Origin of the sequence: Rhizobium sp. BK112 (assembly GCF_014193215.1) — a bacterium.
GTDB lineage: Bacteria > Pseudomonadota > Alphaproteobacteria > Rhizobiales > Rhizobiaceae > Rhizobium > Rhizobium anhuiense.
On sequence record NZ_JACHYZ010000001.1, the window covers coordinates 184,611 to 210,284 of the forward strand.

Genomic DNA, 25,674 nt, shown 5'->3' on the forward strand with positions numbered 1-25,674 from the left:
CTACCCCGTCGACAGCCAAAACATAGGTTTATGTGGAAGATATGACAAGTCGAGCCGCTCGTCAGAGCGGCTCGACTTCAATCCGGAAACAGGATCAATCGGTCTGTGTCGTTGCTCGGCTGCTACAGCCGGTACCAGACGTAGGGGTCTGTTCCCGATTGAATCTTGTCCCAGCGCAGGTCGGTCTCGCGCCAGTTCTTGATGGTGCTTTTCCTGTTGTCGAGGACGAGATCGCCCTTGTCGGTTCTGACGACGAGGACCGCATGTCCTTCACCGGAGGGCGTATATGCGGTCGCGATCCGCAACGCGCGCGATGACCAGCCCATCGCTATCAGGCGGCTGCGTTTGGTCAATGCGAAATCTTCGCAGTCGCCGCTGCGCACATTCACTTTCCAGACGTCGCCATTCAGTTCGCTGCGGGAGTCGTTCCGGCCGATCATCGTACGATTGACGGCGGTGTTGACACCCTTCAGTTGCAGCATTTGCTTGTCCGTCAGCGCAATGACTGCCAAGCCATTGTTGTCGCGGCATTCGGCCGGGTTCTGGGCGCAGAACAGCACCTGGGCGAAAGGCGGAATGATCTTGTCTTTTTCCGAGATATAGCTGACCGACGAACTATCGGTCAGACCGCGGGCAAATCCTGCGGGACCGGCGGCAAATGCCGAGCATGCATTGCCGGCTGTAAAGGCCAGTGCCAGAAGTGTAACGACTGTTTTCTTCATCTCTTAAATCCCCGTTACGGGCAACCGATTGAGATCAGGCTTGCCTTTTGTCTCAGTCAATGGCATGGCGATTTAGTGATCTGCCAAGTATTGGCTGCAGAACGTCTGTCCCGTTCCTGCTGCTTGAAGGAGCATAGCCGGGGCTTGTCTCGATTGGTTTAAACCTTTCGCGACAATTTTAAACGATATGGATTTCTGTCAGACCTTAACATTCAAGCGCTTGATCTGCAACTTAAATTAGCATGAATAAATGATCGCAGCGGTTGCCTCACGGCTTTTGATCGCGTTTGCTTTGGTAAATAAACTCTGATGCTGTCCAATCTGATCAACAGGCCGGTCTTGCGAGAGGTTCTTCTCTCCGCCTTTATTAGCCTGGTTATACTGACACTCATTCCGTTCGGCAGCGTCACGCCCTTTCCCTTCGCCTTCGCCGCGATCGCAATCTTTGCGCTTGCCATCATTTCAGCACTGCTGTTCGGAGAGCCGCGACAAAGCCGATGGGTTTTCAGTGTCGCTTTGCTTTTGCTTGTCGTGCTGACGGGGTGGACCTTCGTCCAGACCATCGAGCTGCCTTCCGATTGGCTGGCAAATCCTGCCTGGAATGCTGCCCGGGACCTGGCAGATGTCCAGTATGCGGCGATCTCGGTCGAACCGGCCGATACGCTCGCGTCGACCCTCTGGGTCGCGCTGCCTTTCGTCACGTTCCTGACCGGGCTTCTGTTATGCGATACAGATCAGCGCGCGCGCAAAGTGCTCTCCGGCCTCGGGCTTTCGGCAGGCATCATCGCTGTTTTCGGTCTGTTGCAGTTTTCGCTGTTTCCCAACATCCTGATCGTCGTGGACAAACACGCCTATCTCGACAGCCTGACCGCGGTCTTCGTCAACCGCAATACCGCTGCGACCTTCCTCGGGCTTGGAACGCTGCTCATGCTGACCCTGGTCCGGGACGTTGTCCGTGCCTATTCGAACTATCCGCCCGGCGAACCGGGCCGAAACGCGCTTCTCTTGAGATCGTGGATCTACATCCTGCTCTTATGCGCATGCTTCACCGCGCTGATGCTGAGCCGCTCACGCGCCGGGATATTTGCCACCTTTGTTGCCGCCCTCATCTATTTTCCATGGCTTGTTCTCAATTGGCGCGGATCGAGGCGTCATCTGAAACCGGCGCCAAAATGGCGTTCGATGCTGAAAATCCTTTCGGCGATTGGTTTCGTCGTGGTGCTCTTGGCGATGTTTGCAGGCCAGGCGATTTTGCGTGCGCAAGAGCGGCGGCTCGAGGATGATGATCGGTTCTGTATCCTGCCGGGCATATTGCGTGCCGTTTCGGACCATTGGTTGACGGGGACGGGGCTCGGAACCTTCCGGACCGTGTTTTCCGCCTACCGCGATCCGGCCTGCGGGATTTTCGGCATCTTCGACCGCGCACACAATTTCTATCTGGAAGGATTTCTGGGCCTCGGAATATTGTTCCCGATAGCGGCGATCCTTGCCTTCTCGGTCCTTGCCAAAGTTTTCTGGCGCGGGTTCGCCCAAAGGCGGCGCCTCAGGCATTATGTTCTTCTTGGCCTGGCGGGGACGGTTTTGGTCGCCCTTCATGCAGCGGTCGATTTCTCGCTGCAGATACCGGGTTTCGCCGTGTTTTATTCGGCCTTTCTCAGTGCGGTTGTCGCGATAAGTCTCGGGCGCAACAATGGAGACGCGGACATGGCATATGAGCGGCCGTTAACCACTTAAAGTTTAAATGGATGGATTTTAATAAGATTTTCGGAAAAGATCGATTGTGCAGGTGCGAACGGTTGACTCTGAAACCCAAGAAATTTTATAGCGGGGGCAGCCTTCGGATTGTTGCGACGCCAGAAAAGTCGGACCGAAGTCGTTTTTCGCTTCCTAAGGGGCTCGGCGTTGCCAGCCTGCCACAGTTAGGGGAATGTTAATCGGCTTTCAGTGTTATTGATCGGGGATCGTCTTGTATTTTGTCAGATTGCGGGGCAGTAGCTTCAGGGGCGTCAACACAGGTTATTCTATGGGTTGTTCTCGTATCGGTAGTACACGCGTCGCCATTGTTGTAGCGCTAACGACTATATTGGCAAGCTGCACCTCGTTGCCAAGATCCGGTCCTGATCACAAAGATGTTGATCGGGATGCGGCAGTGAAAGTGACAACGAAGGAGCGTCGCGTCGGTATCGACTACGCCCTGATTGATCTCAGCAAGAACGTTCTCCCGTATTTTACTTCTCCCCAGCCAACTTCCTTCAAGGGCTTTGGCGGCGGTCGAGGCGGGGCGCCCGAAATTCCGCTTGGGTACGGTGACGTCGTTGAGGTCGCCATCTTCGAAGCTCAGTCCGGCGGTCTCTTCATTCCGTCCGATGCCGGCAGCCGACCCGGCAACTACATCTCTCTGCCGAGCCAGACTATCGATAGAAACGGAACGATCACAATTCCCTATGCGGGCAGGGTTCCGGCTGCCGGCCGCCTCAAGGAGACCGTGGAGCAGGATGTCGAGGATCGCCTGGCGAGCCGCGCGATCGAGCCGCAGGTGGTCATTACGACGACGACGAGCCGCTCCAGCCAGGTGGCTGTGCTCGGTGATGTCAACAATCCCCAGCGCATCGAGATCAGCCCGGCCGGTGAGCGCGTTCTCGATGTCATTTCCGCCGCAGGCGGTTTGACGACCAACAATATCGAAACGAATGTGACGCTGCAGCGCCGCGGCAAGATCGCGACCGTCGCCTACAACACGCTCTTGAAGAACCCGGCGGAAAACATCTACGTCGCACCGGATGATACGATCTCGATCGATCATGAGCGTCGCACATTCCTTGCGCTGGGTGCCGCAGGTACCAGCGGGCGCTTCGATTTCGAAGAATCCGACCTGACCCTTGGCGAGGCTATCGCGAAGGCGGGCGGCCTGCGTGACGACCGCGCGGATCCGGCCCAGGTCATGCTTTATCGCCTTGTCCCCAAGAAAACGGTTCAGGCGATGCATGTGGACACGACGAGATTTGCGGGTGAAACGGTTCCGGTGATAGTTCGAGCCAACCTTCGTGATCCGGCCACCTTATTTGCTGCTCAGCAATTCAAGATGGAAGACAAGGATATTATCTATATTTCCAATTCGGCCTCTGTTGAACTGGTCAAGTTCCTTGACATCGTAAACTCGGTATCGTCCACTGTTTCCGGAGTGGCCGACGATGCGAATGATACCCGTAACGCCGTACAAGATCTTGGAAATTGATTGAAATAGGCGGGCCGGCATCGATCACCAATGATCAATGCCGGCGGCCTATATAGCGATTTGATGAAGGACGATGGTTGTGGCAAGGTCAGGTGTTTATCGTAAGCTTGCGTATAGCGGAATTGTCGTCACCACGGTTGTCGGCATGAACTCAAGCGCTTTTGCGGCAGCTTGCGTGCGGCTTTCAAATCTGAGTTCCGTCGATATCAGTGGATTTACAGCCAACCCCGCCGCTCTCCTTGAAATGTCCGATCCGCTGGTTCTGTCGTCGCACGTCCGCGCGCTGGTAGGGAGCAGCAATGACGCGCTGTCGCCGGTGATCGAGCAGGCCAAGAAGGCCGATGCCGCACAGATGGCTGCTATCGGTGCCGGTCTTGGGAGGGCCGCAAACAGCTGCCAGGTAACGGATCCGCAATTCAAGCTGGCCATCGAAAAGGCCGTCGCCGAGGCGGCGAGCGCTGATCCAAATCTTGCGCCGCTCCTTGCCGCTTTTGCGAAGGTTCTCGCCGAAGGTGGAACCGCGGCGCTCGGCCCGGGTGGAAGTGCGGCAGCCGCCGCATCTGGCATCGGCAACAATGGGTCGATCGGCCGGACGGGGCCGGGTGCCGATGATGGCACGCCCTTCGAGGGTGCCGCGACGACTGCCGGTACGCTGCAGGTTTCGAATGCCGGCTCGGACTCGGATTCGAGTTCAACGACAACGACTACGACCGCGACTATAATCGTTAGCACAGGCTCGGGAGGGCAGTCGTCTACCGATACGACGCAGTCGACGAGTCAGAGTGTGCCGGTCATACAATAGCTGGAATTGCCCTTAGATCTTAGCGCTTGACGCCTTTGTTGGAGATCGAAATTGCTATCGCCAGATAAACTTACGCCACGTATCGACCCCTCCCGCGATACCGGAAACGAAGCTGACTTCATCGATTTCGATAAGCTCATCGCAATTGCCCGCCGACAGTGGCGGATGGTTGCGGCGTGTGGTTTCGCCTTCGCCATTCTCGGCATTGTCTATGTGCTGACCTCGGTGCCGGTCTACACTGCCGATACAAGCGTGCTGATCGACCGCAGCGACAACCAGGTGATCAACCAGCTGGCCGCTTTCGGTCAGATGGACGATGACGAAGGGACTGTCCTCAGTCAGGTCGAGTTGTTGAAGTCCGACACGATCGCCTATGCCGTCGTCGACAAACTGAAACTCGTCGACAATCCGGTGTTCATGGCGCCGAAAAGCTCGCTTTTTTCCGTCTCGACGCTGAAATCCTTTGTGAATTTCCGGTCATGGTTTGCCGATGACGCAGTCGTCGCACCCGATCCGGAAATGAAGCGGCGAAGCGCTGCGGAGACCGTCGCAGGCAATATCGATGTCGAACGCGTGGGCAAATCCTATGTGCTCGATGTCAGCTATACCTCGCAGTCGCCGGATCTGGCGCGTGATATCGCGGCTGCCATCGCCGACGTCTATCTGGTTGACAAGCTCAATTCGAAATATGAGGCGACACGCCGGGCCGGCGAGTGGCTGCAGGAGCGTATCGAAGAGCTGCGTCAGCAAGCGCTGGACACCGACCTTGCGGTTCAGAAATTCCGCAGCGAGCATGGGCTTGTCGAGGCCGGCTCCGGTACACTGATCAGCGAGCAGCAGCTTTCCGAGATCAACACTCAATTGATCAATGCACAGGCCGAGACGGCAAAGGCCGAGGCGAAATATGCCCGCGTCAAGTCGATCATCGATGCCAAGCAGACCGATGCGATCGTCACGGATGTGCTCGACAGCTCGATTTCGAACGACCTGCGCAAGAAATATCTGGAGGCTTCCAAGCTCGAGACCGAAATTGAAGCGCGGCTCGGTCCCGATCACGTCCAGGCTGTTCGGCTTCGTGCGGAAATGGAAGAATATAAACGGCTCATGTTCGATGAGTTGAACCGCATCGCCGAGAGCTACCAAAGCGAACTGCAGGTCGCGAAATCGCGCGAAAATTCCTTGCGCGACAGTGTGACACAGGCGACGGGCATTGCCGCAAGCGCCGGCGAAACGCAGGTGCAGCTTCGCGAACTCGAGCGTACGCGCGATACCTACAAGAACCTCTACCAGAGCTTCCTGACGCGTTACCAGGAAGCCATTCAGCAGCAGAGCTTTCCGATCACCGCCGCACGCATCATCACGACGGCGGAGACCCCGACGAAGCCGAGTGCTCCGAAGCGCGCCCTGGTCGTCGCTTTTGCAATGTTCCTGGGATGTGCAGTCGGAAGCGGCATAGGCGCTTTCCGCGAATTCCGGGATCGGTTCTTCCGCACCGGCGATGATGTCCGCGAGGTCCTCGACGTCGAGTCTCTCGGCGTCATGCCGCTGGTTGAAAATAACGTCGAGGATCCGACGCTCGTTGATCCCAGCAATCCACGCAGCATCGCCAGGGGCGGGAAGACCACGACCTATGTCGAGGAGCATCCGCTTTCGGCATTTGCCGAGACGCTTCGAAGCGCCAAGATTGCCATCGACCTCAGTGCAGCCGATCAGCGCTGCAAGGTCATCGGCGTCGTGTCGAGCTTGCCCGGCGAGGGTAAGTCGACGACATCCATCAATTTTGCCAAGCTTCTGGCAATGCAGGGTGCGCGTTGCTTGCTTATCGATGGCGACATGCGCAATCCCGGCGCCACCCGGGCGATCGGCCGCCATGCCGAGGCCGGCTTGCTCGAGGCGATCGTCGATGGTCGTCCGCTCAAGGATCTGATCCTTCTCGATCCGAAAACTAAGCTTGCATTTTTGCCGACGGTGGCACGGTATCGTGTTCCGCACTCGTCGGAACTGCTTGCGTCACGCGGCATGGATCAGCTTCTTGAAACGGCGCGTCAAAGCTTCGACTATATTATCGTTGACCTTCCACCCCTCGCGCCGGTTGTGGATGCGCGCGCAATCAATTCGAAGCTCGATGCGGTGGTTTTCGTTATCGAGTGGGGCAAGACGTCGCGCAAGGTCGTGCAGTCGACCCTGCTGTCCGAGCCGGAACTCTACGCGAAGTGCGTCGGCACCATATTGACCAAGGTCGACCCGTCGCAGATGAAACTTTACCGGACATTCGGTTCGAGCGAATATTATTATAAGCGTTATTCGCGATACTATACCGAAAGCTGATGATCCGCAGTCAGTTCGTTTCGGTCAGCAGGATCGCTTTCATCATCGTCACCGTCGTCTTTGTGATGCTGGCCGGTCGGGAGCTCTACGCTTCGATCAGAACGGCCAGCATCTCGATCGTCGCCGAAAGGATCGAGCACGGCGACACCGTAAGTGACGATGTCGTGACCAGATATGCGTCACGCAGTGCCGAGGTGGTTGACGAGCATTACTGCCGATCCGACATTGTGGCTGCTGGCGTGACCCTTGTTCTGGCGCAACTTGACCGCCAGAACGTTAATGTCAACTACGACGCCTGGGCCGCTGCGGCGTCGAGTGCGGACCGATACCTGCGGTATGCGCTTTCGTGCATGCCGACGAACAGCAATTTTTGGCTTCGTCTTGCGGCCGTGCAGTCGATCATCGCCGAAGAGCCGCTTTCGCTTGCGGGAATGATGAAGCGTTCGGTCGCTCTCGCGCCTCACGACGAGTCGATGATTCTAACCCGGTTCTATTTCTGGAACGATTTTACCGATGCGACGCTTTTGGCGGCAAAGAGTGCCCTCGATAGCGATCTTATGACGATGCTGAAACGGGGCGATCGTTGCCGGGTCAACGCCACCATAAAAGAGATCAGCCCGCAACTCCGCCCTGTCTTCGATCGAACCTGGGCAGCCGTCGGTAATGGAGCGACAGCGCGATTTCGGCAACGCTGCCGCAAGTAATCCGCCGGCAGTTTTTCCGAGAACAGTTCCAGATGCACGTCGGCTTTGGACCAAGTGTTTACGGGCAGCAACGCCCGCCGCTTAGGGGGGCGTTGCTCATTGGATTGCTTTATTGACGATCAGACGCTGACGCCCGAAACAAAATCCGTGCCCGTGATATTCAGCGTCAGAACGCCGACATCGGTGTGGCCTTCGCCGTCGGAGATCTTGTAATACTGGATGGTTTCCGTGACGTGATCGCCGGGGGCGATATCTGCAGCCAGATCATAAGTGAAGCTGCCGTCCGCCTTGACATGGAACGTGCCATAGGTGCCGGCGACGTCAGTCGTTGCGCTCGGGCTGCCGCTAACGTTCGTGCCGGCAAACTGGCGAAGAAAGAGATGACCATTGTCGCCGGCAATGTCGTTGTCCAGAACGTTGCCGCCGATGGCGCTGCCTTCGTTGAAGCTGTAGTGGTCGTCGACGGCGATCGGCTTCACCTGGGTTACGCCCTGAATATTCAGGGTAAACAGGCCGACGTCGGTATGACCTGCTCCGTCGGAAATCTTGTAGGAGACCTTCTCCTGAAGCAGTTCACCATTGGTGAAGTTGACCTTGGCAGCGTCGCTCAGGACATAGGTGTAGCTGCCGTCCGGCTTGACGAAGAAGGTGCCGTAGTCGCCCTGGATTTCGGTGACCTGGCTGTTGCCTTGCTTGGCGCCAACGCTTTGCTGGTCGAAGAAGCGAAGGAACAGGTTGCCGTCGGAGGTATCGTTGGCAAGCAAATTCCCCGAGATGGCGTCAGTTTCCAAGAATGTTGCAGTATCATCGGTTGCATGAATGGCCATTAATGTCTCTCCTTGAATTGTTCTTCACTGGTCAATTCTGACCTTTAGCGAGCGGCTCGATTAAGGATATCTTAATACAGAGAGTCAAGGGCGTAATTAACAGGAGATGAACATTTTCGGGTGTATCGTGTAATAATGACACACGTACAATGTGCACAAGACGATGAAACGCCTGGTTATTATTTCATTAATAATAAGTGAAAACGCCGATGTGTAGACATGAATTCATATTTCTTCAGGGTGTAAGAATCTTTATTCAAAAGCAATTTATAAGAATACGAATCCAGGCTGATGCGCAGATGAAATTTCGATATAACCACTTCGGATTATCGATGTGGCGGTTCGATCTTGTTCGACTAGCCTCAGCTTGGCGCTTTCGATCCGCCGAAGTAACTGATGTCATTTCCTTGTCACATATGTTTACCAAGTAACGTTTCTTGCTGATCGAAATTCTGCCGAGTGACCTTGAAGATAGACTTACATCCTCTACAGGTGTGAGGTAACGGATCTCGCAATTGTGCGGTGCACCTTTGTTGCAACGCGATATATTCAATACATAAAGATGTTTATGTGGAAGGCGTAAGAATTATTGCGAGATGTCACGCATTTTAGTGTTTCATTTTAGCAGGCAGAGAGAGATGCGCGATTAAAAGATTTTCCAATACCTTTGGGAGATCGCAGCATGACCGTCTATTACGTGAATTCAGCAACAGGGTCCGACCACAATAGCGGAACCAGCGAGAGTTCAGCTTTTGCGACGTTATCTGCCGTCGAATCCTTGAGGCTGAACCCCGGCGACAGCGTGCTGCTTGCTGCCGGAAGCGTATTCAATGAACAGTTCGACCTGAAATATTCAGGCAGCATTACCGCTCCGATCACGATCGGCAGCTACGGTATCGGCGATGCGCCGGTCATTCACAGCAGCAATGATGGCATCCACGGTTCCAAGGCTTCGAATATCGTCATCGAGAATATCAAGATCGCCGATACCGGCGCCAATGCGATATATGCAGGGAATGTGTCGAACTGGACGGTGCGCAACGTCGAGGTGACCAATACGGGCCTTTCTGGAAAGCCCGGCTCGATCAGCTTCCAAAGCAGCCAAAACATCACGATTGAGAACAGCACCCTGACCGGCGTACATGCCGATGGCATTTGGATGGACAAGGTCAACGGTGTCACCCTGATCAACAATACCGTCACCAACAGCCAGGGTGCAGCAGCAGACGCCATCCAACTCAACAACAGCAGCAATATCCTGGTCAAGGACAATCATCTGGAGCAGACGGAGACCAACAGCGCCAAGGGTGTCCTTGTGCTGGTTCGGGCTGTAAATGCCGTGGTCGAGGGCAACACGCTGGTCGGAGGCGGCTTTGGGTTGAGTGCTCAGGCAGGCACGAACATCGCCATCCATGACAATGATATCTCGGGATACGGCGGTTATAGCTGGTCCTACGGCATCGGCCTTGGCGATCAGGGTGACGCCAAGAACTATGATATCAGCGGAAATTATGTACATGGTGGCGTGTATGGCGTCCTCGTCAGCGCCGCTGGCAATCCCAGCTATATCCGTGAGAACATCGATATCCATGACAATGTCTTTGACGACCTGTCTTCGTCAGCGCTGAAGGTTGACAGGCCTGCATCAGGGTCCTTCTATGACAATATCATCGACAGCTTGGTCTCGACGCTGACGATGCCGGCAGCAATTGCTGCTCAGAACACGTTCTCGATCGGCGAAAACAAAACGCTCGAACAAGCGCAGGCCGAACTCGACAGCGCCGCTGGCAGCACAAGCAGCGATACGTCATCGAACAATGAGCAGACGCCCGCAGTGCCCGTCGTCGAGCAGCATGTGGAAGCGCCGGCGCAGCCGCAGACAAGCACCCCGCCGGCTACGACCGAAACGCCTACCGCCACGGTGGCTGCGGCCGTCGTTCCGAAGATTGTCGCGGTCCATGACAGCCTGAAGATCTCGGCCGACACCGGCAGCGCCTATCACGGCAATCTCCTTGAGAACGACAGTGCCGTCAACGGGACCGTGCTGCTGCGGCGTTTCGGTGACAGCGCGGTGGACAAGCATGGCCTGACGCTGACCGGGAAATACGGCGTCATCCATGTCGACAGCGATGGCGACTATACCTATACGGTCGATGCCGCTAAACTCGCCGGCCTTAGCGGAAAAGTCAGCGAATCCTTCCAGTACAAGATTTCAGATGGTGCGTCGCACATCGATACGGACTCGTTGAGCGTTGGCATCAATGTGGACGCGTTCCATAGCAGCCAGGCTTCGCACCTGCTGGTCTGAGTCCCGCCAATGCCAGAGAGTGTCGGTCGTCTTCGGCCGGCCGACCGTTCCCGGCTTGAAGGCCCGATCATGAATTGATGTCGGGGGTCGGGACCGGGGAGCTAGTCGATGACAAAAGATTTCCGCCGTTCATCAGAAGAATAAACTATAGGTCGAATTTATAGTTAATAGCCTAGTAAACATCCGGTCTATGCGCGCGACACGTTCATCTTTCTGAGCCGTTATTGGGCGGTTTGCGATTTTCACTTGCTTCGGCCGGTGTATTTAGCGTAGCGTTAGGCTAGAATCCCTGAAATCGCTCGCTATAAATTGGAATATTTGGTCACTTTTCGGTTGGATTCATGCAATAAGCTATGGGCTTGCAAGCGGAGTTCGGCGCCGACGCCGGGATCCAAAGGCAGTCGTGTGATTGATCGGGCTTGATGGACCCGTAGCTGCGGTGCGCGCTCGCATATTTGCTTGTGTGCGATGCAGTAAGAGAGGGATTATTTCGTGTTTCAGAGTTCAGCAGCGGATGTCAACGAGCCGTCCAAAGCCTTGCGGAAATGCAAGGGAGGGCTTGTCTTCATTGGTATAGCAAGCGCGCTTGTCAACATCCTTTATCTTACAAGTTCGTTCTTTATGCTTGAGGTATATGACCGCGTCATACCCAGCAAAAGCATACCGACGCTGGCGGCTTTGGCAATACTTGCGCTCTTTCTCTACGCTTTTCAGGGGGCGTTCGAAGTCCTGCGCAGCAGGATGTTGGTGCGCGTTGCCGGCGCGCTCGACGAGATGACCAACGGACGTGTGTTCCGGGCGCTCATCAAGGCACCGTTGAAGGTCAAAATCGGCGGGGACGGGCTTCAGCCATTGCGCGATTTTGACCAGATCAGAACCTTCCTGTCCGGCATGGGCCCGACGGCGATGTTCGATCTGCCCTGGCTTCCGTTCTATATTGTGATCTGTTTCCTGTTCCATCCGGCGATCGGATATATCGCGATCGGCGGATCGCTGGTTCTCGCCATCCTGACGTTCATGACCAACCAGGGAACGCGCACGCTCTCAAAACAGCAATCCGAAGCCGCCAATATGCGCAATGCCTTTGCGCAGAGCTCGATCCGTAACTCGGAGGTCATTCATGCCATGGGCATGGCCGGCACCATGGGTGAAATCTGGGATCGCAAAAACGCGGAATATCGCAGCATCACCCGGCAAGCTTCGGATGTCGGCAACGGCTATGCGACGCTGTCGAAGATTTTCCGTATTGCCCTGCAATCGGGAACGCTGGCGACCGGCGCGATCCTGGTCATCCAGGGGCAGGCGTCCTCGGGCATTATCATTGCGGGTTCGATCCTGACGTCTCGGGCTCTGGCGCCTGTGGAAGCGGCGATCGGAAATTGGCGCGGTTTCGTTTCCGCCCAGCAGAGTTGGGCGCGGCTGTCGAACCTGTTGAAGACAATTCCGGAGATTCCGACTCCGCTTGCGCTTGCGGCTCCGACCAAGCAGGTCACGGTCGAGGGGGTGGCAAGCGGGCCGCCGGCGGGCCAGCGCCTCGTCATTTCCGATGTCAGCTTCGGCCTGAGGGCAGGAAGCGCGCTTGGGATCATCGGTTACAGCGCCTCGGGCAAGTCGTCCCTGGCTCGGGCGATGATGGGGATTTGGCCGACCGTCAGAGGATCCATTCGTCTCGATGGCGCAGCACTCGACCAATGGGATGGCGACGCACTTGGCCGGCATATCGGTTATCTCCCACAGGACGTGGAGCTTTTCTCAGGAACCGTCGCGCAGAATATCTGCCGTTTTGCGAAGGAAATGTCGCCTGAGGCGGTGGTAGCCGCGGCGCGGGCGGCGCGTGTTCACGATCTCATTCTTCGTCTGCCGAACGGTTATGAAACCGAGATCGGCGAAGGCGGTGCTGCGCTTTCCGCCGGCCAGAGGCAGCGTATCGCACTTGCAAGAGCCCTTTACGGTGAACCATTCCTCGTCGTGCTCGACGAACCCAACTCCAATCTCGACGAGGAAGGCGAGCGGGCGCTGAGTGCCGCGATCATGAGCGTGCGTGCACGCGGCGGCATCGTCGTCGTCATCGCGCATCGATCCGGCGTTCTGACGGTGTGCGACTTCGTGCTGATGATGCAGGACGGCCGGATGATCGCATTCGGTCCCAAAGAGGAAGTTATGGCGCGGGTTAGCCGACCGGAAACGGCGCGCACGCCGATTGCCGAGCGCGTGGCTCAGCTCAAAGTCGTCGTCGACGGCATGAATGCGGCCGAATAGGCCGGAGGGAAGATTGTGACTAAGCTTATCAGTGAATCCAGGCGTTCTCTTAATCGCCATGTCGCGGTTGTCGGCGCATTGTCGATAGCCCTCGTTTGCGGCATTGGCGGTTGGGCGGCGACGACAGAGCTTTCGAGCGCAGTCATCGGCGAGGGCGTGGTTGTCGTCAACGGCGATGTCAAGAAAATCCAGCATCTGACTGGCGGCATCGTGTCGGAACTTCTGGTCTCCGAAAATGACCACGTGTCGGCCGGGCAGGTCCTGATACGGCTCGATGGAACGTCGACGAGAGCGAACCTTTCGATCGTCGAAAGCACGCTCGCCCAGCTCTATGCGCGCCGCGCCCGTCTGAAGGCGGAACGGATCGGTGCCGATTCGTTCGAGGTTCAGGAGAACATCAGCGATCTCACATCATCCGGCACAGCCGCGCAGGATCTTCTCGATGGCGAGCGGAAACTGTTCGACAGCCGCAGGTCGGCGCTTATCGGAATGAAGAGCCAGTTGGCGTCGCGCAAGGATCAGCTGGCCGAGCAGGTCAAAGGGTTGGTCGTTCAGATCAATGCCACCAACGATTCCCTGGGTTTGATCGAAGAGGAGCTCGAAGGAGTCGACACTCTCTACAAGAAGGGGCTCGTAACGCTTCAGCGTTTGAATCAGCTCAAGCGCGCGCGCGCCGATCTCCAGGGCAATAGTGGCCAGGAAATTGCCGCAAAGGCGGAAGCCGAAGGCAAGGCGATCGAGATCGATCGTCAGTCGATTCAGCTGGACGAGGATCGTCGTTCGGAGATCGCAAAGGATCTGACCGACGTCGAGGCGAAGATAGCCGAAAATGAAGAGCGCCGTGGGGCCGCGGTCGACCAACTCCGCCGTCTCGACATTACCGCGCCGCTGAGCGGGCGGGTTCACGAACTTTCGGTCCACACGGTCAATGGCGTCATCGATCCGGGCCAGACGCTGATGCTCGTCGTCCCTGAAAATGACGACCTTACGGTTGAGGCGAAAGTCGCTACTCGCGATATCGATCAGGTTCACGTCGGCCAATTCGTCGATGTGCGATTCAGCGCCTTTGATCAGCGCACGACGCCCGATGTGCGTGGCGAGATCACCTCCATTGCGCCTGATATCGTCAAGGATGAACGGACCGGCATCAGCTACTATCCTCTTCGCGTCAAGCCGGAGGCTGCGAGCATCGCGAAGCTGAAGTCAATAAAGCTCTATCCCGGCATGCCGGCTGAAGTCTTTATCAAGATCGGCGACAGGACGGTTATCTCCTATCTCACGAAGCCGCTGACCGATCAGATGCAGCACGTATTTCGTGAGGAGTGATTGGCGGTCGTATCGGATCGCCAAGAACGCCAACGTTTCAAAGTAGCCGTTGTCATCCGCTAAAGCGCGTCGCGAATCTTTCAGATTCGCGACGCGCTTTATGTTAATGCATGTCGATATCGTAACCGCTGCACAGTTCTGCGGAACATGCTCGAGGCTTGGGTTTGGTTATTTTGCCACGATCGAACAGGCATGAGCGGCCATTTCACGAATTTGTCTCAAGCCAGCTGCAGGGTCTCCCGATGATTGGTTTGCGGCTTTGGCGAACAGTGCGAATTCGGAGACGACGGGCTTCTGGGCTGGTTTTGCTTTTGGCTTGCCTCGGGATGTTTTCAATCACCAGGAACAGTTATGCCGAGGGTCTTGCGCCGTTGAAAATAGTGGCTTTCGGAACATCCTTGACGGCCCGCGGGGGATGGCAGCCCGCCTTGGAGGCCGAGCTTGCAGCCTGTCTGCGCCGGCCCGTGAAGGTCGACAGCGTTGCAAAGAGCGGCGAGACGTCGCTATGGGCTCTTACCCAAGTTGATCGCGTCGTTGCCGAGCAGCCGGATATCATCCTCATCGAGTTTTATGCCAATGATGCGGCATTGCAGCGGTTCGTGTCGCTCGCACAAAGCCGAAAGAATATCGGCGACATTCTCGACCAGCTTCGGCAGCGTCTGCCGCAAGCTCGGATCATCGTCATGGCGATGAATCCGTTTTCAGGATTACGTGGGCTGATCCGCCCCTTTGTGGATAGTTACATTTCGGTTCATCAGGCGGAGGCGCAAAAACGGGGTCTGGAGTTTGTCGACCACCGGCCCAACTGGCAGCGTCTTGCGCCGGATGACCTGGCCGCGGCGATTCCTGATGGCTCGCATCCTCTGCCCGACATCGCGTCCAGGATCATCGCGCCTGAACTTGTCAAACATATCGCTGGCAACAACTGCGGAGAATGAAAATTCCTCACTTGCCCGTCACCGTCGGTGACTGCAGCCGGGTTCAGGCCGTTGCGATATAGTTTTTCAGGTAGCTGACCAGCGAAGCCCGACCGGCTTCCGAGGGGTCTTCGTGAGACGGACTATCCAGGTCTTCGAGGAGATAGTTTCTGAGATCGTCATCGCTATGCGCGACGTAGATTCCCGGCCGGCCCGCAAGCTGGCTCACCGTGGCAAGCTGGTGATCGTTTCGGTGCTCGCCGAGAGCCGCTTTCCGGGGGACGAGAATGATCGGTTTCCCAAAACGCTTGGCCGTCAGAACGGTGCCGATCCCGGCATGAGAAACGATGATGGTTGCATCGCGAAAGACTCTGTCGAAGTCCTGCGGCTCGATATTCTTGATCCACTTCATGTTCTGTGGCGTGTAGCTGCCCCTGCCGATCTGTGCCAGAACCGGTTTGGACAAATCCTTTGCGAAGGTGTCGACAGCCTTGACGAGGCGATCGAATGGCAACTGCGTTCCGACGGTGACAAGGATCAAAGCACAGCTCCTGCGTAGTGGGGGCCATCCGGCCGTGAAAGATGCTGCCATTGCGTGAGCCAGAGTGTCGCAATATGGCCGGCCAATTTACCCGATAGGGAAAGCTTCTCGACATTGGCGACGCTGTCGATCCAGATCGTTCGCTTGCCTGTCAATTTGCCGGCTAGCAGGCAAAAAAGTCCGGGCGCGGCGCCAGTGGAGATGACGACGTCTGGCCTGTGCCGGAGGACGATCGAGAAGGCGCTGAAAAAGCACCGGATCGACATGGGAATCGAGTCGCGGCTGCAATCGGGAAGCACCAGACCGTCACGAATGTCGTATTTGGCAAGCAGCCCTGGGATGGTCGTTGCAAAGATGATATCGCAGCCCTCGAATGCGCTGCGCATCGCCATCAGCTGCTCCCAGTGGCCACCTCCTGACGAGGCTGCGAGAACCTTCAATTTTTTCTCAGTCATAGACAGGCATCTCCTATATTTGACCGATGATAAAAGCGAAAAAACCATTCCGTTCGAACAGCGGTGGTGTCACGATCGTTCAACGGAAGTGTACCATTTTTGGCCCGGTCGGTTGAAGCCTTGAAGTTGATAAACAGCCAATTAGGCATGACGTTTTCGTCTGAAACAGAATAACGGCCAAACTCGTCCGAGCGCGCCCCGCAAACGATATCAGTGAGCGGCATTGGGCCTATATTCCTGATATGCATGTCCGAGAATCCCGTTAACCATGCCCGCGCCGCGCAGAACATGGGTGAGGGCACGCATGCCCCAATAAGGTGAAATCAGGATCGCCGGCAGCATGACCAACCCAAGCACGACTCTCGTGGCGCCATAGGCCGCGCGGTAGATCCGGCGCTTCAGGTTGCCGTGCAGGACTTCGCTGACTGCGAAGGTATTGCCGAGCCGGTATTGTCTTTGCAACACCCATTTCCAGGTCATCCGGTTCGCAGGCACGATGTCGTAGACAAGTGCCTTGTCAGCCCAGAAAACCTGCATGCCCCGGCGGATGGCCTGGTTGAAGAAAAGGTAGTCCGTGCCCCCGGTAAAGCGCATCTTCTCTTCAAAACGCAGGTTCCATGAGCGGATCAGCGGATAGTCGAACATGACGTTGTTCGAGGCCGCATAGGAAATGCGTTGACCGTCGGTGTTCTTCTTGCGCTCGAACACCCTCGCCCTGATGAAATATTCCGGCGGGTTTTCGGGATAGACCGGTTGGACGGGACCGTAGACGCAATCTGCGCGGTTTTTCTCCCGGGTCTCCAGCATCGCGTCCAGCCAGCCGTCGACCGGCCATTCGTCATCATCGAGAAAGCAGAAGAGGTCGGTGCCGGGAGGCGCCGAATCCAGCGCGCGATTGCGCGCAAAGGGTATGCCCTGGTTCGGTTCCACGACATAGATCAGGTCGTAGGCGCCTGTCTGGCCAAAGCCCTCCACTGTCGCCTTTGCGCTGCCGGTCGCATCATTGTCGACGATCACCATGGTGAGATGATAGGGACGATCTGGATGCCTGACCTGGCGCGTCATCACGTCGAGCAGCTTGGCGATCCCGTCCAGGCGCCGATAGGTCAGCACGCCGACGGCGATCTTCAACGGCGAAACACCTGCCTGACCGGCGCCGACGGAAGAATGCGGGAAGGTTTCTTGCTGGTTCATGACCGTCCTCTCCGCAGCATATTTCCCAAGCGCTTGCGCGCGGCCATCAAGGCCACTTGGGTTGCGGCATCCTCGCCGAACGGACCGCCGGCCAGCGTGTTGCGCGCTTCGCTGCGAAGCTTCAGCAGCGAAGTCGTTTCGGCAATGCCGCCGGCGACCAGGCTCTTGCCGAGCGCCTGCAGCCCATCATAGCGACGCGCCAGTTCCAGCCCGGTCGCGATCATGATCTGCGGGCGTAGCGTTTTTGCCCTGCTTGTGCCCGTGTAGCGGTTCGACGCATGAATGCGCTGGAATGTCAGAGGCGTTTCGACGATGGCGCCGCGGCCGAGAAAGGCAGCGGCGAATTTGAGATAGTTGTCGCTGAGCACGACGCCATCTGCCGCGGACATCGGCAGGATCTGGCGCAGCAGGTCGCGGCGGAAGCTCAAGCCCGATGTCGGAACGGGAAGAGAGGGGAAGCCACCTTTGCCAAGCGTTGCCCGCTTGTCGAACAGCGTCACCTGCAGTTCTGCAGGAGGCTGGTCGCCTTCATTGGTCGTCACCCGGTCGAAGCACCAGTCGATCTCGTTGCGATCGTAGATCTCGGTGATCCGCGCGAGCTTGCCGGGCAAAAACGCATCGTCGGCATCGAGGAGAAAGATGATGTCGCCGCTTGCCGCCGCGAAGCCTGCATTGAAGCTCGAGGCCTGGCCGCCGTTTTCCTTCAATACGGTCCGGATCTGTTTCCCGTAGGAAGCAAGGATCTCGCGGGAATCGTCCGTCGACCCGTCGTCGACCACCACCACTTCGAAATCAGGGTAGCTCTGCGACAGAACGCTGTCGATGCATGGGCGCAAAAACTGCCCATAATTGAAATTGTTGATCAGCACCGAGAGTTTCAAATTATCGTCTCCTGGACCAATCGATCACCGCGCCAGCGTCTGGGGCGCGTATCTGCGAATTCCGGCGCGATAACCACGCATGTAGTAATATTTCCAGATGGCCCAGAAACGCTTCTTCGATTGCGGCAGGAGATAAAGCGTGGCTGCCCGACAAGCCCATTGCGCGCTTTCGACCCAGGTTTGCAGCGGAACGCCACTTAGCCTCATCCCTTCGGGAACCTCATCCGGGAAGAGTGCCGGCATGCCGTAGCCGAGCCGTTCGCCCCGTTTCTGTACCCAATCCTCGGTGACACTTGATGCCGGAATCCAGTGATGGACCACGGCTTCGGCGCATCGATAGGATTTGGCGCCATTTGCCGCCAGGCGAATGATGATCTCCGCATCTTCACCCATGGCGAACATCTTTCCGGGAAGAGGACCGATATCTTCCCGGTAGCGCACGCTCGTTCCAAGCAGATCCCGCCGAATGATCGTGTTCGGACCCCAGACTTTCGTCGGATCACACGGTCCGCTTTGCGTTTCGTCGACGATCGCGAAGGTGGATCCCATCGGAATCCAGTCGATAAAGCGGCCCTTCGGTTCTTTTTCCCAATCGGGGACGATACGGCCTCCGAAAACGCCGTAGGCCGGATGAGCGATGGCGCAATCAACGATCGCTTTCAGCCAGTTCGGTTCGGCGCGTATGTCGTCGTCCGTAAAGACAACGAGATCTCCCTTTACCCGATCCAAACCCAAATTCAGCGCGCCGGATTTCCCCGGCTTGCGCTGCTGCAGGATGGTGATTGGAAGCGTCTCGCTATACGATTTCAAAAGATCAAAGGTGCCGTCATTGCTGTTGTTGTCGACAGCAATCAATTCCCATCGGTCATGGGGAAGCTCCTGGCGCACCAAGGAATCCAACATGTGGCGCAGCCGCCGGCTGGCGCCATTGTAGGATGCAAAGAGCACGCTGACGAATAGATCCGACATCAGTTACCAACCCTCTTGGTGAAGTCGAAAGAGAAAAGCGTCATATTTTGACTGCCTGTGCGATGTTCGAACGGGACTGATTCCTTACGCGGGGTTTGACCGCGTCTTGCCGAAAAACTCGCGCCTATGACTTTCACCGAGTACCCTCAGCTTACGAAGATTGCGCAACCACCGCCGCGGTTTGGTCAGCACGCCGCGATTCAGGAAATACTGTCGTAGCAGGCTCGGTGCCTGGCTATGCGATCCGCCATGGGCAACCCGATAGACCGCCCCACGAAAGGGAAGCTTCGTGAGCGGCGCTCCGCGTTGGGCAAGGATGTTCGCAATGCGGACATGGCTGCCGAGCATCGACTTGATCCAGTCGAGCGAAGCATCCTCAAAGCGTTCCGGCAGTTCATAGAGATCGGCACGAATGATCAACGAGGTACCGCAGAGATGGCTGAAGTCGTCGTGGCCAAACAGGAAATTGCCGCCATCGTCCCAGATGTAACCGTGGTCGATCGTCCATCCGTTGGCGTCCCGATGATCGGATACGTGCTGAACGATCCTGGAGCTGACGAAGTCATCGTCATCGACAATCATGAAGAAGCGACTGTCGGTGGCGTTCAACATGCCACTGAGTACGCGACGGCCTTTGTCTGCCCGGAACGCATCAAGGAAGTCTTCCTTGCTGCCCTTTCCGAGCTCATGCAGGTCGTTCGGCGGAAAGGTGACGCGCACCGCGGAAAATTTCTCCGGCAAATCGGGCAAGTCGGCCCCTTCGTTTGCGACGATGATTCCGCGCCAATCTCCATTGGTCTGGTTGGAAATGGAGGTCACGGTCTGGCTGAGGTTCGCCTTCAGCCTGCTCCAATCACGGGCATTGTCCTGATGTCGGACCGGGATAATGAAGGTGACAAGTGGCATCGAATGACCCCCTTAAGCCCGCAAGCTCACAGCTTCTTTTTGATCGGCACGCCCCTTGGACGCCTGACCACGCGCCCACTCGATTCCGTCCTCGAGCGAGGTTGCCTTATATGAAAGGTCGGTTCCGCCGGAGAAAGCATTCATGAAGCGGCGGATCTTTCCATAGCTGTTATCAAGCACGGCATGCGGGCGACCGAGCAGCAGCGAGCAGATATGGACGTGCAGGCGATCGGTCACGATTGCGCGGGCGCGCGAAATCTGACTGATGCCGCGCTCGAAGCGGTTGTGTGCCGCAGCATCCAACCTGCGCAAGGCAACTTCGCTCGGCTTCAATGCGAGATAAGCCGAAGCTACCCCCAACCTCTTGGCGATATCGACCTTCCGTTTCGACTCGGTAATCCAGTCTTCCACAGGAATATCGGAAGGAATCTCGCGATCGGTACCGCCCACCCGTTCCGCATCCTCGCGCAACATGGCGAGGACGGGGATCTGTGTCGCCCTTTCCGGCAGCGGGCCGATGGCAAAAGCCATATCGGGGCACAGTCGTACGGCGCAGTCGAAGTGTTTTTCGGAAAACTCCTTCGATTCCTCGTCGCGCACAAGCAGCACGAAATTCTTGTGGCGCCCGATTGCCCGTTTGGATTGCTCGATGCGTTCAGACGAGCTGTAGTGGATCGATTGCGGGAACTGGATGATCTGCCGATCCGGAAAACGCTCCATGATGGCTTCGCGAAAATCCTGGTGGGCAACCCAGATATCGCCGAAATTGCCGCCGCCGTGAATGAAGATCGGGCCGGTCGGTACCCGCCGTTTCAGTTCGTCGGCAGAGAAGTCGTACAGCCTGGAAACATAGTCCGGGCGCTTGCCGAAGCGATCCCTGAGATAGGCCATCTCACCCAGCCAGATTGCCGAGTCGCCGCAATTGCGGATGTCGGGAAAATCGAGAATCGCAAGCGGTTCGTCGCGCGAGACATAGTCCTTCAGGCAATCATGGATCATGCCATTGAGTTTTGCGATCAGCTCCGATCTGGATTGGCTGGTCATTCTGCCTCTCTTGTTTGTGTTCGTTTAGCTTCAGGCCGACTTGGCTACGGCAATACGTTTGGCTTTTGACAGGAACTTGACAAAGATACGCTGAACTTCGGTTTCCGGCCCGTTTGGCTTGTTCATCGCGAGCCAAAGGACAAAGCTGGAACCGATATAGATGATGCCGCCGGTGATGAGCAGAATGGCCAGATGAAGGGTCAAGCCCAGCTTATCAGTAGGCATGCTGAGGAAATGCGACAATCCTAGGACGCCGGCTGCCATCAAGGCAACGCTGGCAAGCGCGCGGAAGTTGGCGCCGAGCTGTTGGAAGAATGGCAGGTTGATCAAGCGCTTGACGAGAAGCATGTTGACCACGGTGGAAATCAGGCCCGTCAACACGCGCGCATAAACGACGCCGGGAAGCCCGGCCATCATGAGACCAGCGATGATGATGGGAACGCGAACCACCAGCATCTGCGTGTCGCGGATGAACAGCATCTTGGTATGGCCCTTTGCCATGCCCAGCGGCTGCACGAGCGAACCCAGGGTCTGCAGGGCGAAGACCGATGCGAGCGCCTGGACGATGAAGATCGCGGGAACCCACTTCTCTCCCAGGGCAAGCCGCATCATTGGATCGGCCACGACGGCCATGCCGATTCCCGCCGGAAGCGCCACCGCCGCCAAAAGCGCCTGGGCGCGCTGATAGGCCGCGATCAGGCGGACCGGGTCGTTGCGGACCTTCGAAAAGCCAGGGTAAATCGTCTGGTTCAACGGTGCCGTCGCCTCGCGCGTCGGCAGCGTCGACAGGGTGTTGCCGACCGTATAATGGCCAAGCTGCGTGGCGCCCAGCATCTTGCCGATCAGCAGATATTCGATGCGCCAGTTCAGCGTGTTGACGATCTGTCCGGCCGTCAGCCACACCGAGAACGAAAACAATTCGCGTGCATGACGGAAGGTGATGCGAGGCCAGAACGGCAGGACGGTATAGGAAACGATAATATTGGTCACCTGATAGGCGAGGGTGCCGATAACGAGCGCCCAATAGCTGTGATAGATGGCCGCGATTCCTACCGTGACGACAAATCCGACCAGCTTTTGCGAGACGTTGAGGACGAATTCCTGCCAGAAGATCAGGTCACGCTGGAGCATGACACGGCGCGGATTGGCTAGCCCGCTGAGCAGCAGGCTGAAACTCAAGGCAAGCATCACGCTCGTCAGCCGCGGCTCGTTATAGAATTCGGCGATCGGATAGGAGGCGGCGGCAAACAGCAGCGCCAATACCGCGCTTCTCGTCACGCTCAACGTCCACACCGCGCTGAAATGCGTTTCGCTTGGAGATTCGTGGCGGATAAGCGCCTGATTGAGCGAGAGTTCGGTGACCGAACTCAAGATGACCTGGATCGTCGTTGCAATGGCGACGAGACCAAAATCAGCCGGCACGAGATACCATGCGAGCACAAAGGTGCTGAGTGCCGAAAGTCCGTTGACGATGGCGCGGGACAGACTCAGCCACATGCTGCCCTGAATCAGGCGGTCGGTAACACTGCTCATGGGCGAACGGCTCCTGAGGTCAACAACATCGACCGTCCAAGCGGGCTGCACACCCATTCCGAGTGCGTCTCCCTCTTGCAGGAGCAAAGGGTGTTGATGGAGTTGGAAAGCATCATGCTTTGTTGCCTCGTCACGGGGTCTGCGACATTAAAGGGCGCTTGCCGTCTGCGTGGAAAAATCTTGCTTCAGCCGGCCCAGTTCGGCCAGCATTTTCTCGTGCGCTCTTACGATAGCCTCGTCGGAGCTGAGCTGTCCTGGCTTCGCGGCTACCCGCTGCAGCGTCTGGACGGTAGAGCCGAAGACATAGTTACCGGTCAGCTGCCGGATGCGGCGGTGGCGGAACGTGATGTTTTTCAACAGGTAGGTGTTCTTCCGCACCAGCGACGCTCCGGCTTCAACCAGGTTCGACGGGCCGATCGGATCGAAATCGATCTCCAGATCCAGCGCACTCGCCCAATCATACCATTTGGCGCGATTGCCGGGTGCGATCGGCCGGATCGCCCGCCAGGGAACGCGGAGCGCATCGGATATGATGCAGCCATGCATCGCCTCGGAGACGACCTTATGCGATGCGCTGATCTCGGTTAGAACCTTTTCCACCGACCAGCGGGGATCGATATAGTGGATGCCGGCGAGATCGCAGACTTTATCCCAGCTGCCGTACATGGCGCTTTCGTAGTGCGGCATGAAGGAGACGGGATAACGCTTCTCGATGCTTTTGGCATCCCAGCAGCTGCGCGTGAGGATGCCCGAATCGCCGATCGCGTAGCTTGGGTCGATGCCGAGGATTTCCGCGGTCTTCTTTCCGCGCACGAAATAGAACGTCCAGTTGCCGTCGACTTTCGGCGGGTTGGTATATCCGCCATAGCCTGAGCCGAAGACGATCTTCTGCATCTTCGGATCGAAATTGTCGTAGAGGATCGAGCCGATGCCGAGAAAGAGCTGGCTTTCGTCTTCGTCGAAGAAGCCGGGCAGCAGACGCTCCCAAAGCCAATGGTTCAGTTCGTCGCCAAAATTCTCGTGTTTCCCCCGGTAGGCAAACATCTTCATCGTGCTTCTCCAGTCGGCAAGTGCGTCACGATCTGCGAGACCGTGTCGTCTTCGCGGGCCATGCGTCCGTAACGCGAAATGATCTTGATGTCGCTGCGGATTATCTTGGCCGGGTTGCCCGCCACGAGCGAGCGCGGCGGAACGCTCTTGGTCACCACCGAGCCGGAGCCGATGACGCATTCGTCGCCGATCTCGACGCCGGGCAGAATGATGCTGCGGGCGCCGATGAAGCAGCGTTTGCCGATTCTCGTGTGAAGATAGAGCCCGCGTGTGAGATCGTGGGTCAGGATAGCCGCCTCAAAGGCGACATAGGTTTCCGCGCCGATATGCAATCCCTTCGGATTGGTCTTGTCGAACCGCACGCTCAACGAAAAGCTGGCCGTCGGATCGATGTCCATTCCCCAGAACTTCGTATAATAGAGCCATTTGGCCTTCACAAATCCGTTCCGCAGCGGGCGAAATACGTTCAGTCCCCACTTCGGCTTTTTTCCTGTCTGCACCATCAAGTCCGACCCCGGCTGGCAAATTCGTCTAGCACGGAACTGTAATAGTCCTCGAGCATCCCCGTCTGACGACGTAAGTCGAAGCGCTCGGCCACCAGAAGCGGTGCCCGCACGCTAAAGGCTGTCCACAAGGCCTGGTCGTTGAGCAGCCTTCCGACCGCCTCCGCCATTCCCGCGACATCCCGCTCCTCCACGAGATAACCAGTTTTCCCCTCTTCGATCGCTTCGCCCACGCCTCCCGAGCGAAATGCGACGACCGGAGTCCCGACGGCTTCCGCCTCGAGATTGGCGAGGCCGAAAGCTTCGGCGTGACCATTATCGAGGGTCACGCTTCCATGGAGATAAAGCTCCGCACTGGCGAGCAGATCCCTTATCTCAGTCTGCGACAGATTTTCATGGATCGTGACGCTTGGCAAGGAACGACGTGCCAGTGCTTCGATTTCCTCCTTCAACGGACCCTGGCCGACCATGACGAATTCGACCGGGGTACCGGCGGCAGCCACGCGCGAAAGCGCATCGATCATGAAACGATGGCCCTTGTAGTCGACGAAACGGGCAATGGAAACCACGAGCCCTTTTTTTCGCGGACGAGGCTCCATTTTGAAGAGGTCGAGGTCGATGCCGATATGATGGCGATAGACGCGCTCGGCGCGAAAGCCGAGCGCTAGCAGCCGGTCGCGGATGAAATCGGAAACGGCGATGTTCCAGCTGTTCCAGCCGGCCATCTCGCTTCGGCCTTTGGCGAAGAAGCGCACCTGATTGAAGCCGCCCGGCTTTTTCGGATCGCCGCCATAGGTGGCGTCGAAGCCGTGGAACGTCGTGACCAGCGGCTTGCCGGCGGCGCGCGCCAAGGGACCGATGACATAACCGTTCTTGCCGAAATGGGCGTGAACGAGATCGGCTTTGCCGATCGCAGGAAAGAGGAAGGGAAGGCCGATCTGCGGGATTTTCAGAAGCAGTTCACCGACTCGCGCAACGGGGGATCGACGGATGTCATGAACCGGAACAGTGGATTTTTTTGTATGGGCCGAAGAAATGCGCGAGCCGGCAAGAATTTCAGCTTCGAAAGAACGAAACGCTACTGCCTGGTTGAGAACAAATGCCTGGCTGGCAGGCAAAAATTTTTCCACATAAATAACGGCCTTTTTCATGAATCTGTTCGCGTCTCCG

General features: G+C 57.1%; 23 protein-coding genes. 9 read left to right on the forward strand and 14 right to left on the reverse strand.

Annotation, left to right across the window (positions count from 1 at the left end; all coding sequences use genetic code 11):
- Window positions 1–122: 122 nt before the first annotated feature.
- On the reverse strand, window positions 123–722 hold the full coding sequence (locus tag FHT75_RS00865; protein ID WP_029867831.1) for a transglutaminase-like cysteine peptidase: 600 nt from the start codon (window positions 720–722) through the stop codon (window positions 123–125).
- 309 nt (window positions 723–1,031) lie between these two features.
- On the opposite strand from FHT75_RS00865, the gene FHT75_RS00870 reads away from it, so the two are divergent.
- From FHT75_RS00870 to FHT75_RS00890, 5 genes are all read left to right on the forward strand, one after another.
- Window positions 1,032–2,456 carry an O-antigen ligase family protein gene (locus FHT75_RS00870; protein WP_097594188.1) on the forward strand — a complete coding sequence of 475 codons (1,425 nt, stop codon included), beginning with the start codon at window positions 1,032–1,034 and terminating at the stop codon, window positions 2,454–2,456.
- 289 nt (window positions 2,457–2,745) lie between these two features.
- A complete protein-coding gene (locus FHT75_RS00875; RefSeq protein WP_047611536.1) occupies window positions 2,746–3,957 on the forward strand; it encodes an SLBB domain-containing protein in 1,212 nt (403 codons plus the stop codon).
- A 73-nt stretch (window positions 3,958–4,030) separates the two neighbouring features.
- A complete protein-coding gene (locus FHT75_RS00880; RefSeq protein ID WP_082008782.1) occupies window positions 4,031–4,759 on the forward strand; it encodes a sugar transporter in 729 nt (242 codons plus the stop codon).
- Window positions 4,760–4,810: 51 nt separating this feature from the next.
- The gene (locus tag FHT75_RS00885; RefSeq protein ID WP_047611534.1) at window positions 4,811–7,087 is read left to right on the forward strand and encodes a polysaccharide biosynthesis tyrosine autokinase; all 2,277 of its coding nucleotides are present in this window, start codon (window positions 4,811–4,813) and stop codon (window positions 7,085–7,087) included.
- Window positions 7,087–7,791, forward strand: a complete 705-nt coding sequence (locus tag FHT75_RS00890; protein ID WP_063474428.1) for a hypothetical protein — start codon at window positions 7,087–7,089, stop codon at window positions 7,789–7,791. Before FHT75_RS00885 ends, FHT75_RS00890 begins: the two co-directional genes overlap by 1 nt.
- A gap of 119 nt (window positions 7,792–7,910) precedes the next feature.
- Here FHT75_RS00890 and FHT75_RS00895 read toward each other — a convergent pair whose 3' ends face one another.
- A complete protein-coding gene (locus tag FHT75_RS00895) occupies window positions 7,911–8,618 on the reverse strand; it encodes an Ig-like domain-containing protein (protein WP_047611531.1) in 708 nt (235 codons plus the stop codon).
- Window positions 8,619–9,300: 682 nt separating this feature from the next.
- On the opposite strand from FHT75_RS00895, the gene FHT75_RS00900 reads away from it, so the two are divergent.
- The 4 genes from FHT75_RS00900 (at window position 9,301) to FHT75_RS00915 (ending at window position 15,449) form a co-directional block, all read left to right on the forward strand.
- Complete coding sequence (locus FHT75_RS00900; RefSeq protein ID WP_063474429.1) at window positions 9,301–10,926, forward strand: right-handed parallel beta-helix repeat-containing protein; 1,626 nt, start codon at window positions 9,301–9,303, stop codon at window positions 10,924–10,926.
- A gap of 492 nt (window positions 10,927–11,418) precedes the next feature.
- Window positions 11,419–13,185: a type I secretion system permease/ATPase gene (locus tag FHT75_RS00905; RefSeq protein ID WP_183844617.1), complete on the forward strand. Its 1,767-nt coding sequence runs from the start codon at window positions 11,419–11,421 to the stop codon at window positions 13,183–13,185.
- 15 nt (window positions 13,186–13,200) lie between these two features.
- Window positions 13,201–14,511, forward strand: a complete 1,311-nt coding sequence (locus FHT75_RS00910) for an HlyD family type I secretion periplasmic adaptor subunit (RefSeq protein WP_025554628.1) — start codon at window positions 13,201–13,203, stop codon at window positions 14,509–14,511.
- Between the two features lie 242 nt (window positions 14,512–14,753).
- A complete protein-coding gene (locus tag FHT75_RS00915) occupies window positions 14,754–15,449 on the forward strand; it encodes an SGNH/GDSL hydrolase family protein (RefSeq protein WP_063474430.1) in 696 nt (231 codons plus the stop codon).
- A gap of 43 nt (window positions 15,450–15,492) precedes the next feature.
- Here FHT75_RS00915 and FHT75_RS00920 read toward each other — a convergent pair whose 3' ends face one another.
- The 12 genes from FHT75_RS00920 to FHT75_RS00975 all read right to left on the reverse strand — a co-directional run bounded on the left by FHT75_RS00920 (window position 15,493) and on the right by FHT75_RS00975 (window position 25,655).
- The gene (locus tag FHT75_RS00920) at window positions 15,493–15,969 is read right to left on the reverse strand and encodes a glycosyltransferase (protein ID WP_025554624.1); all 477 of its coding nucleotides are present in this window, start codon (window positions 15,967–15,969) and stop codon (window positions 15,493–15,495) included.
- The gene (locus FHT75_RS00925; RefSeq protein ID WP_025554622.1) at window positions 15,966–16,424 is read right to left on the reverse strand and encodes a glucuronosyltransferase; all 459 of its coding nucleotides are present in this window, start codon (window positions 16,422–16,424) and stop codon (window positions 15,966–15,968) included. The genes FHT75_RS00920 and FHT75_RS00925 overlap by 4 nt, the downstream gene beginning before the upstream one ends.
- Entirely contained in the window at window positions 16,421–16,648 is a 228-nt protein-coding gene (locus tag FHT75_RS00930) for a hypothetical protein (protein WP_125853694.1), read from the reverse strand. The genes FHT75_RS00925 and FHT75_RS00930 overlap by 4 nt, the downstream gene beginning before the upstream one ends.
- The gene (locus FHT75_RS00935) at window positions 16,635–17,618 is read right to left on the reverse strand and encodes a glycosyltransferase (RefSeq protein ID WP_028758143.1); all 984 of its coding nucleotides are present in this window, start codon (window positions 17,616–17,618) and stop codon (window positions 16,635–16,637) included. The genes FHT75_RS00930 and FHT75_RS00935 overlap by 14 nt, the downstream gene beginning before the upstream one ends.
- Complete coding sequence (locus FHT75_RS00940; RefSeq protein WP_063474431.1) at window positions 17,615–18,499, reverse strand: glycosyltransferase family 2 protein; 885 nt, start codon at window positions 18,497–18,499, stop codon at window positions 17,615–17,617. The genes FHT75_RS00935 and FHT75_RS00940 overlap by 4 nt, the downstream gene beginning before the upstream one ends.
- Window positions 18,500–18,523: 24 nt before the next feature.
- Window positions 18,524–19,468, reverse strand: coding sequence for a glycosyltransferase (locus FHT75_RS00945; protein ID WP_028758141.1), 945 nt, complete (start codon window positions 19,466–19,468; stop codon window positions 18,524–18,526).
- Window positions 19,469–19,552: 84 nt separating this feature from the next.
- Entirely contained in the window at window positions 19,553–20,374 is an 822-nt protein-coding gene (locus FHT75_RS00950) for a galactosyl transferase (RefSeq protein ID WP_028758140.1), read from the reverse strand.
- A gap of 12 nt (window positions 20,375–20,386) precedes the next feature.
- The gene (locus FHT75_RS00955) at window positions 20,387–21,418 is read right to left on the reverse strand and encodes a polysaccharide pyruvyl transferase family protein (RefSeq protein WP_063474432.1); all 1,032 of its coding nucleotides are present in this window, start codon (window positions 21,416–21,418) and stop codon (window positions 20,387–20,389) included.
- A 30-nt stretch (window positions 21,419–21,448) separates the two neighbouring features.
- Window positions 21,449–22,951 carry a lipopolysaccharide biosynthesis protein gene (locus tag FHT75_RS00960; RefSeq protein ID WP_028758138.1) on the reverse strand — a complete coding sequence of 501 codons (1,503 nt, stop codon included), beginning with the start codon at window positions 22,949–22,951 and terminating at the stop codon, window positions 21,449–21,451.
- 147 nt (window positions 22,952–23,098) lie between these two features.
- On the reverse strand, window positions 23,099–24,001 hold the full coding sequence (gene pssM, locus FHT75_RS00965) for an exopolysaccharide glucosyl ketal-pyruvate-transferase (protein WP_063474433.1): 903 nt from the start codon (window positions 23,999–24,001) through the stop codon (window positions 23,099–23,101).
- Window positions 23,998–24,504, reverse strand: a complete 507-nt coding sequence (locus FHT75_RS00970; protein ID WP_047611515.1) for an acyltransferase — start codon at window positions 24,502–24,504, stop codon at window positions 23,998–24,000. The genes pssM and FHT75_RS00970 overlap by 4 nt, the downstream gene beginning before the upstream one ends.
- Window positions 24,504–25,655 carry a glycosyltransferase gene (locus FHT75_RS00975; RefSeq protein ID WP_063474434.1) on the reverse strand — a complete coding sequence of 384 codons (1,152 nt, stop codon included), beginning with the start codon at window positions 25,653–25,655 and terminating at the stop codon, window positions 24,504–24,506. Before FHT75_RS00975 ends, FHT75_RS00970 begins: the two co-directional genes overlap by 1 nt.
- Window positions 25,656–25,674: the final 19 nt, after the last annotated feature.

Bases quoted from the DNA above. Each gene is read 5' to 3' on its own strand.
- FHT75_RS00865 (WP_029867831.1), bottom strand. From the start codon at position 722: ATGAAGAAAACAGTCGTTACACTTCTGGCACTGGCCTTTACAGCCGGC.
- FHT75_RS00950 (WP_028758140.1), bottom strand. From the start codon at position 20,374: ATGCCACTTGTCACCTTCATTATCCCGGTCCGACATCAGGACAATGCC.
- FHT75_RS00955 (WP_063474432.1), bottom strand. From the start codon at position 21,418: ATGACCAGCCAATCCAGATCGGAGCTGATCGCAAAACTCAATGGCATG.
- FHT75_RS00880 (WP_082008782.1), top strand. From the start codon at position 4,031: ATGGTTGTGGCAAGGTCAGGTGTTTATCGTAAGCTTGCGTATAGCGGA.
- FHT75_RS00870 (WP_097594188.1), top strand. From the start codon at position 1,032: ATGCTGTCCAATCTGATCAACAGGCCGGTCTTGCGAGAGGTTCTTCTC.
- pssM (WP_063474433.1), bottom strand. From the start codon at position 24,001: ATGAAGATGTTTGCCTACCGGGGGAAACACGAGAATTTTGGCGACGAA.
- FHT75_RS00915 (WP_063474430.1), top strand. From the start codon at position 14,754: ATGATTGGTTTGCGGCTTTGGCGAACAGTGCGAATTCGGAGACGACGG.
- FHT75_RS00895 (WP_047611531.1), bottom strand. From the start codon at position 8,618: ATGGCCATTCATGCAACCGATGATACTGCAACATTCTTGGAAACTGAC.
- FHT75_RS00945 (WP_028758141.1), bottom strand. From the start codon at position 19,468: ATGTCGGATCTATTCGTCAGCGTGCTCTTTGCATCCTACAATGGCGCC.
- FHT75_RS00935 (WP_028758143.1), bottom strand. From the start codon at position 17,618: ATGAACCAGCAAGAAACCTTCCCGCATTCTTCCGTCGGCGCCGGTCAG.
- FHT75_RS00975 (WP_063474434.1), bottom strand. From the start codon at position 25,655: ATGAAAAAGGCCGTTATTTATGTGGAAAAATTTTTGCCTGCCAGCCAG.
- FHT75_RS00925 (WP_025554622.1), bottom strand. From the start codon at position 16,424: ATGACTGAGAAAAAATTGAAGGTTCTCGCAGCCTCGTCAGGAGGTGGC.
- FHT75_RS00960 (WP_028758138.1), bottom strand. From the start codon at position 22,951: ATGAGCAGTGTTACCGACCGCCTGATTCAGGGCAGCATGTGGCTGAGT.
- FHT75_RS00900 (WP_063474429.1), top strand. From the start codon at position 9,301: ATGACCGTCTATTACGTGAATTCAGCAACAGGGTCCGACCACAATAGC.
- FHT75_RS00970 (WP_047611515.1), bottom strand. From the start codon at position 24,504: ATGGTGCAGACAGGAAAAAAGCCGAAGTGGGGACTGAACGTATTTCGC.
- FHT75_RS00875 (WP_047611536.1), top strand. From the start codon at position 2,746: ATGGGTTGTTCTCGTATCGGTAGTACACGCGTCGCCATTGTTGTAGCG.
- FHT75_RS00930 (WP_125853694.1), bottom strand. From the start codon at position 16,648: ATGCCGCTCACTGATATCGTTTGCGGGGCGCGCTCGGACGAGTTTGGC.
- FHT75_RS00890 (WP_063474428.1), top strand. From the start codon at position 7,087: ATGATCCGCAGTCAGTTCGTTTCGGTCAGCAGGATCGCTTTCATCATC.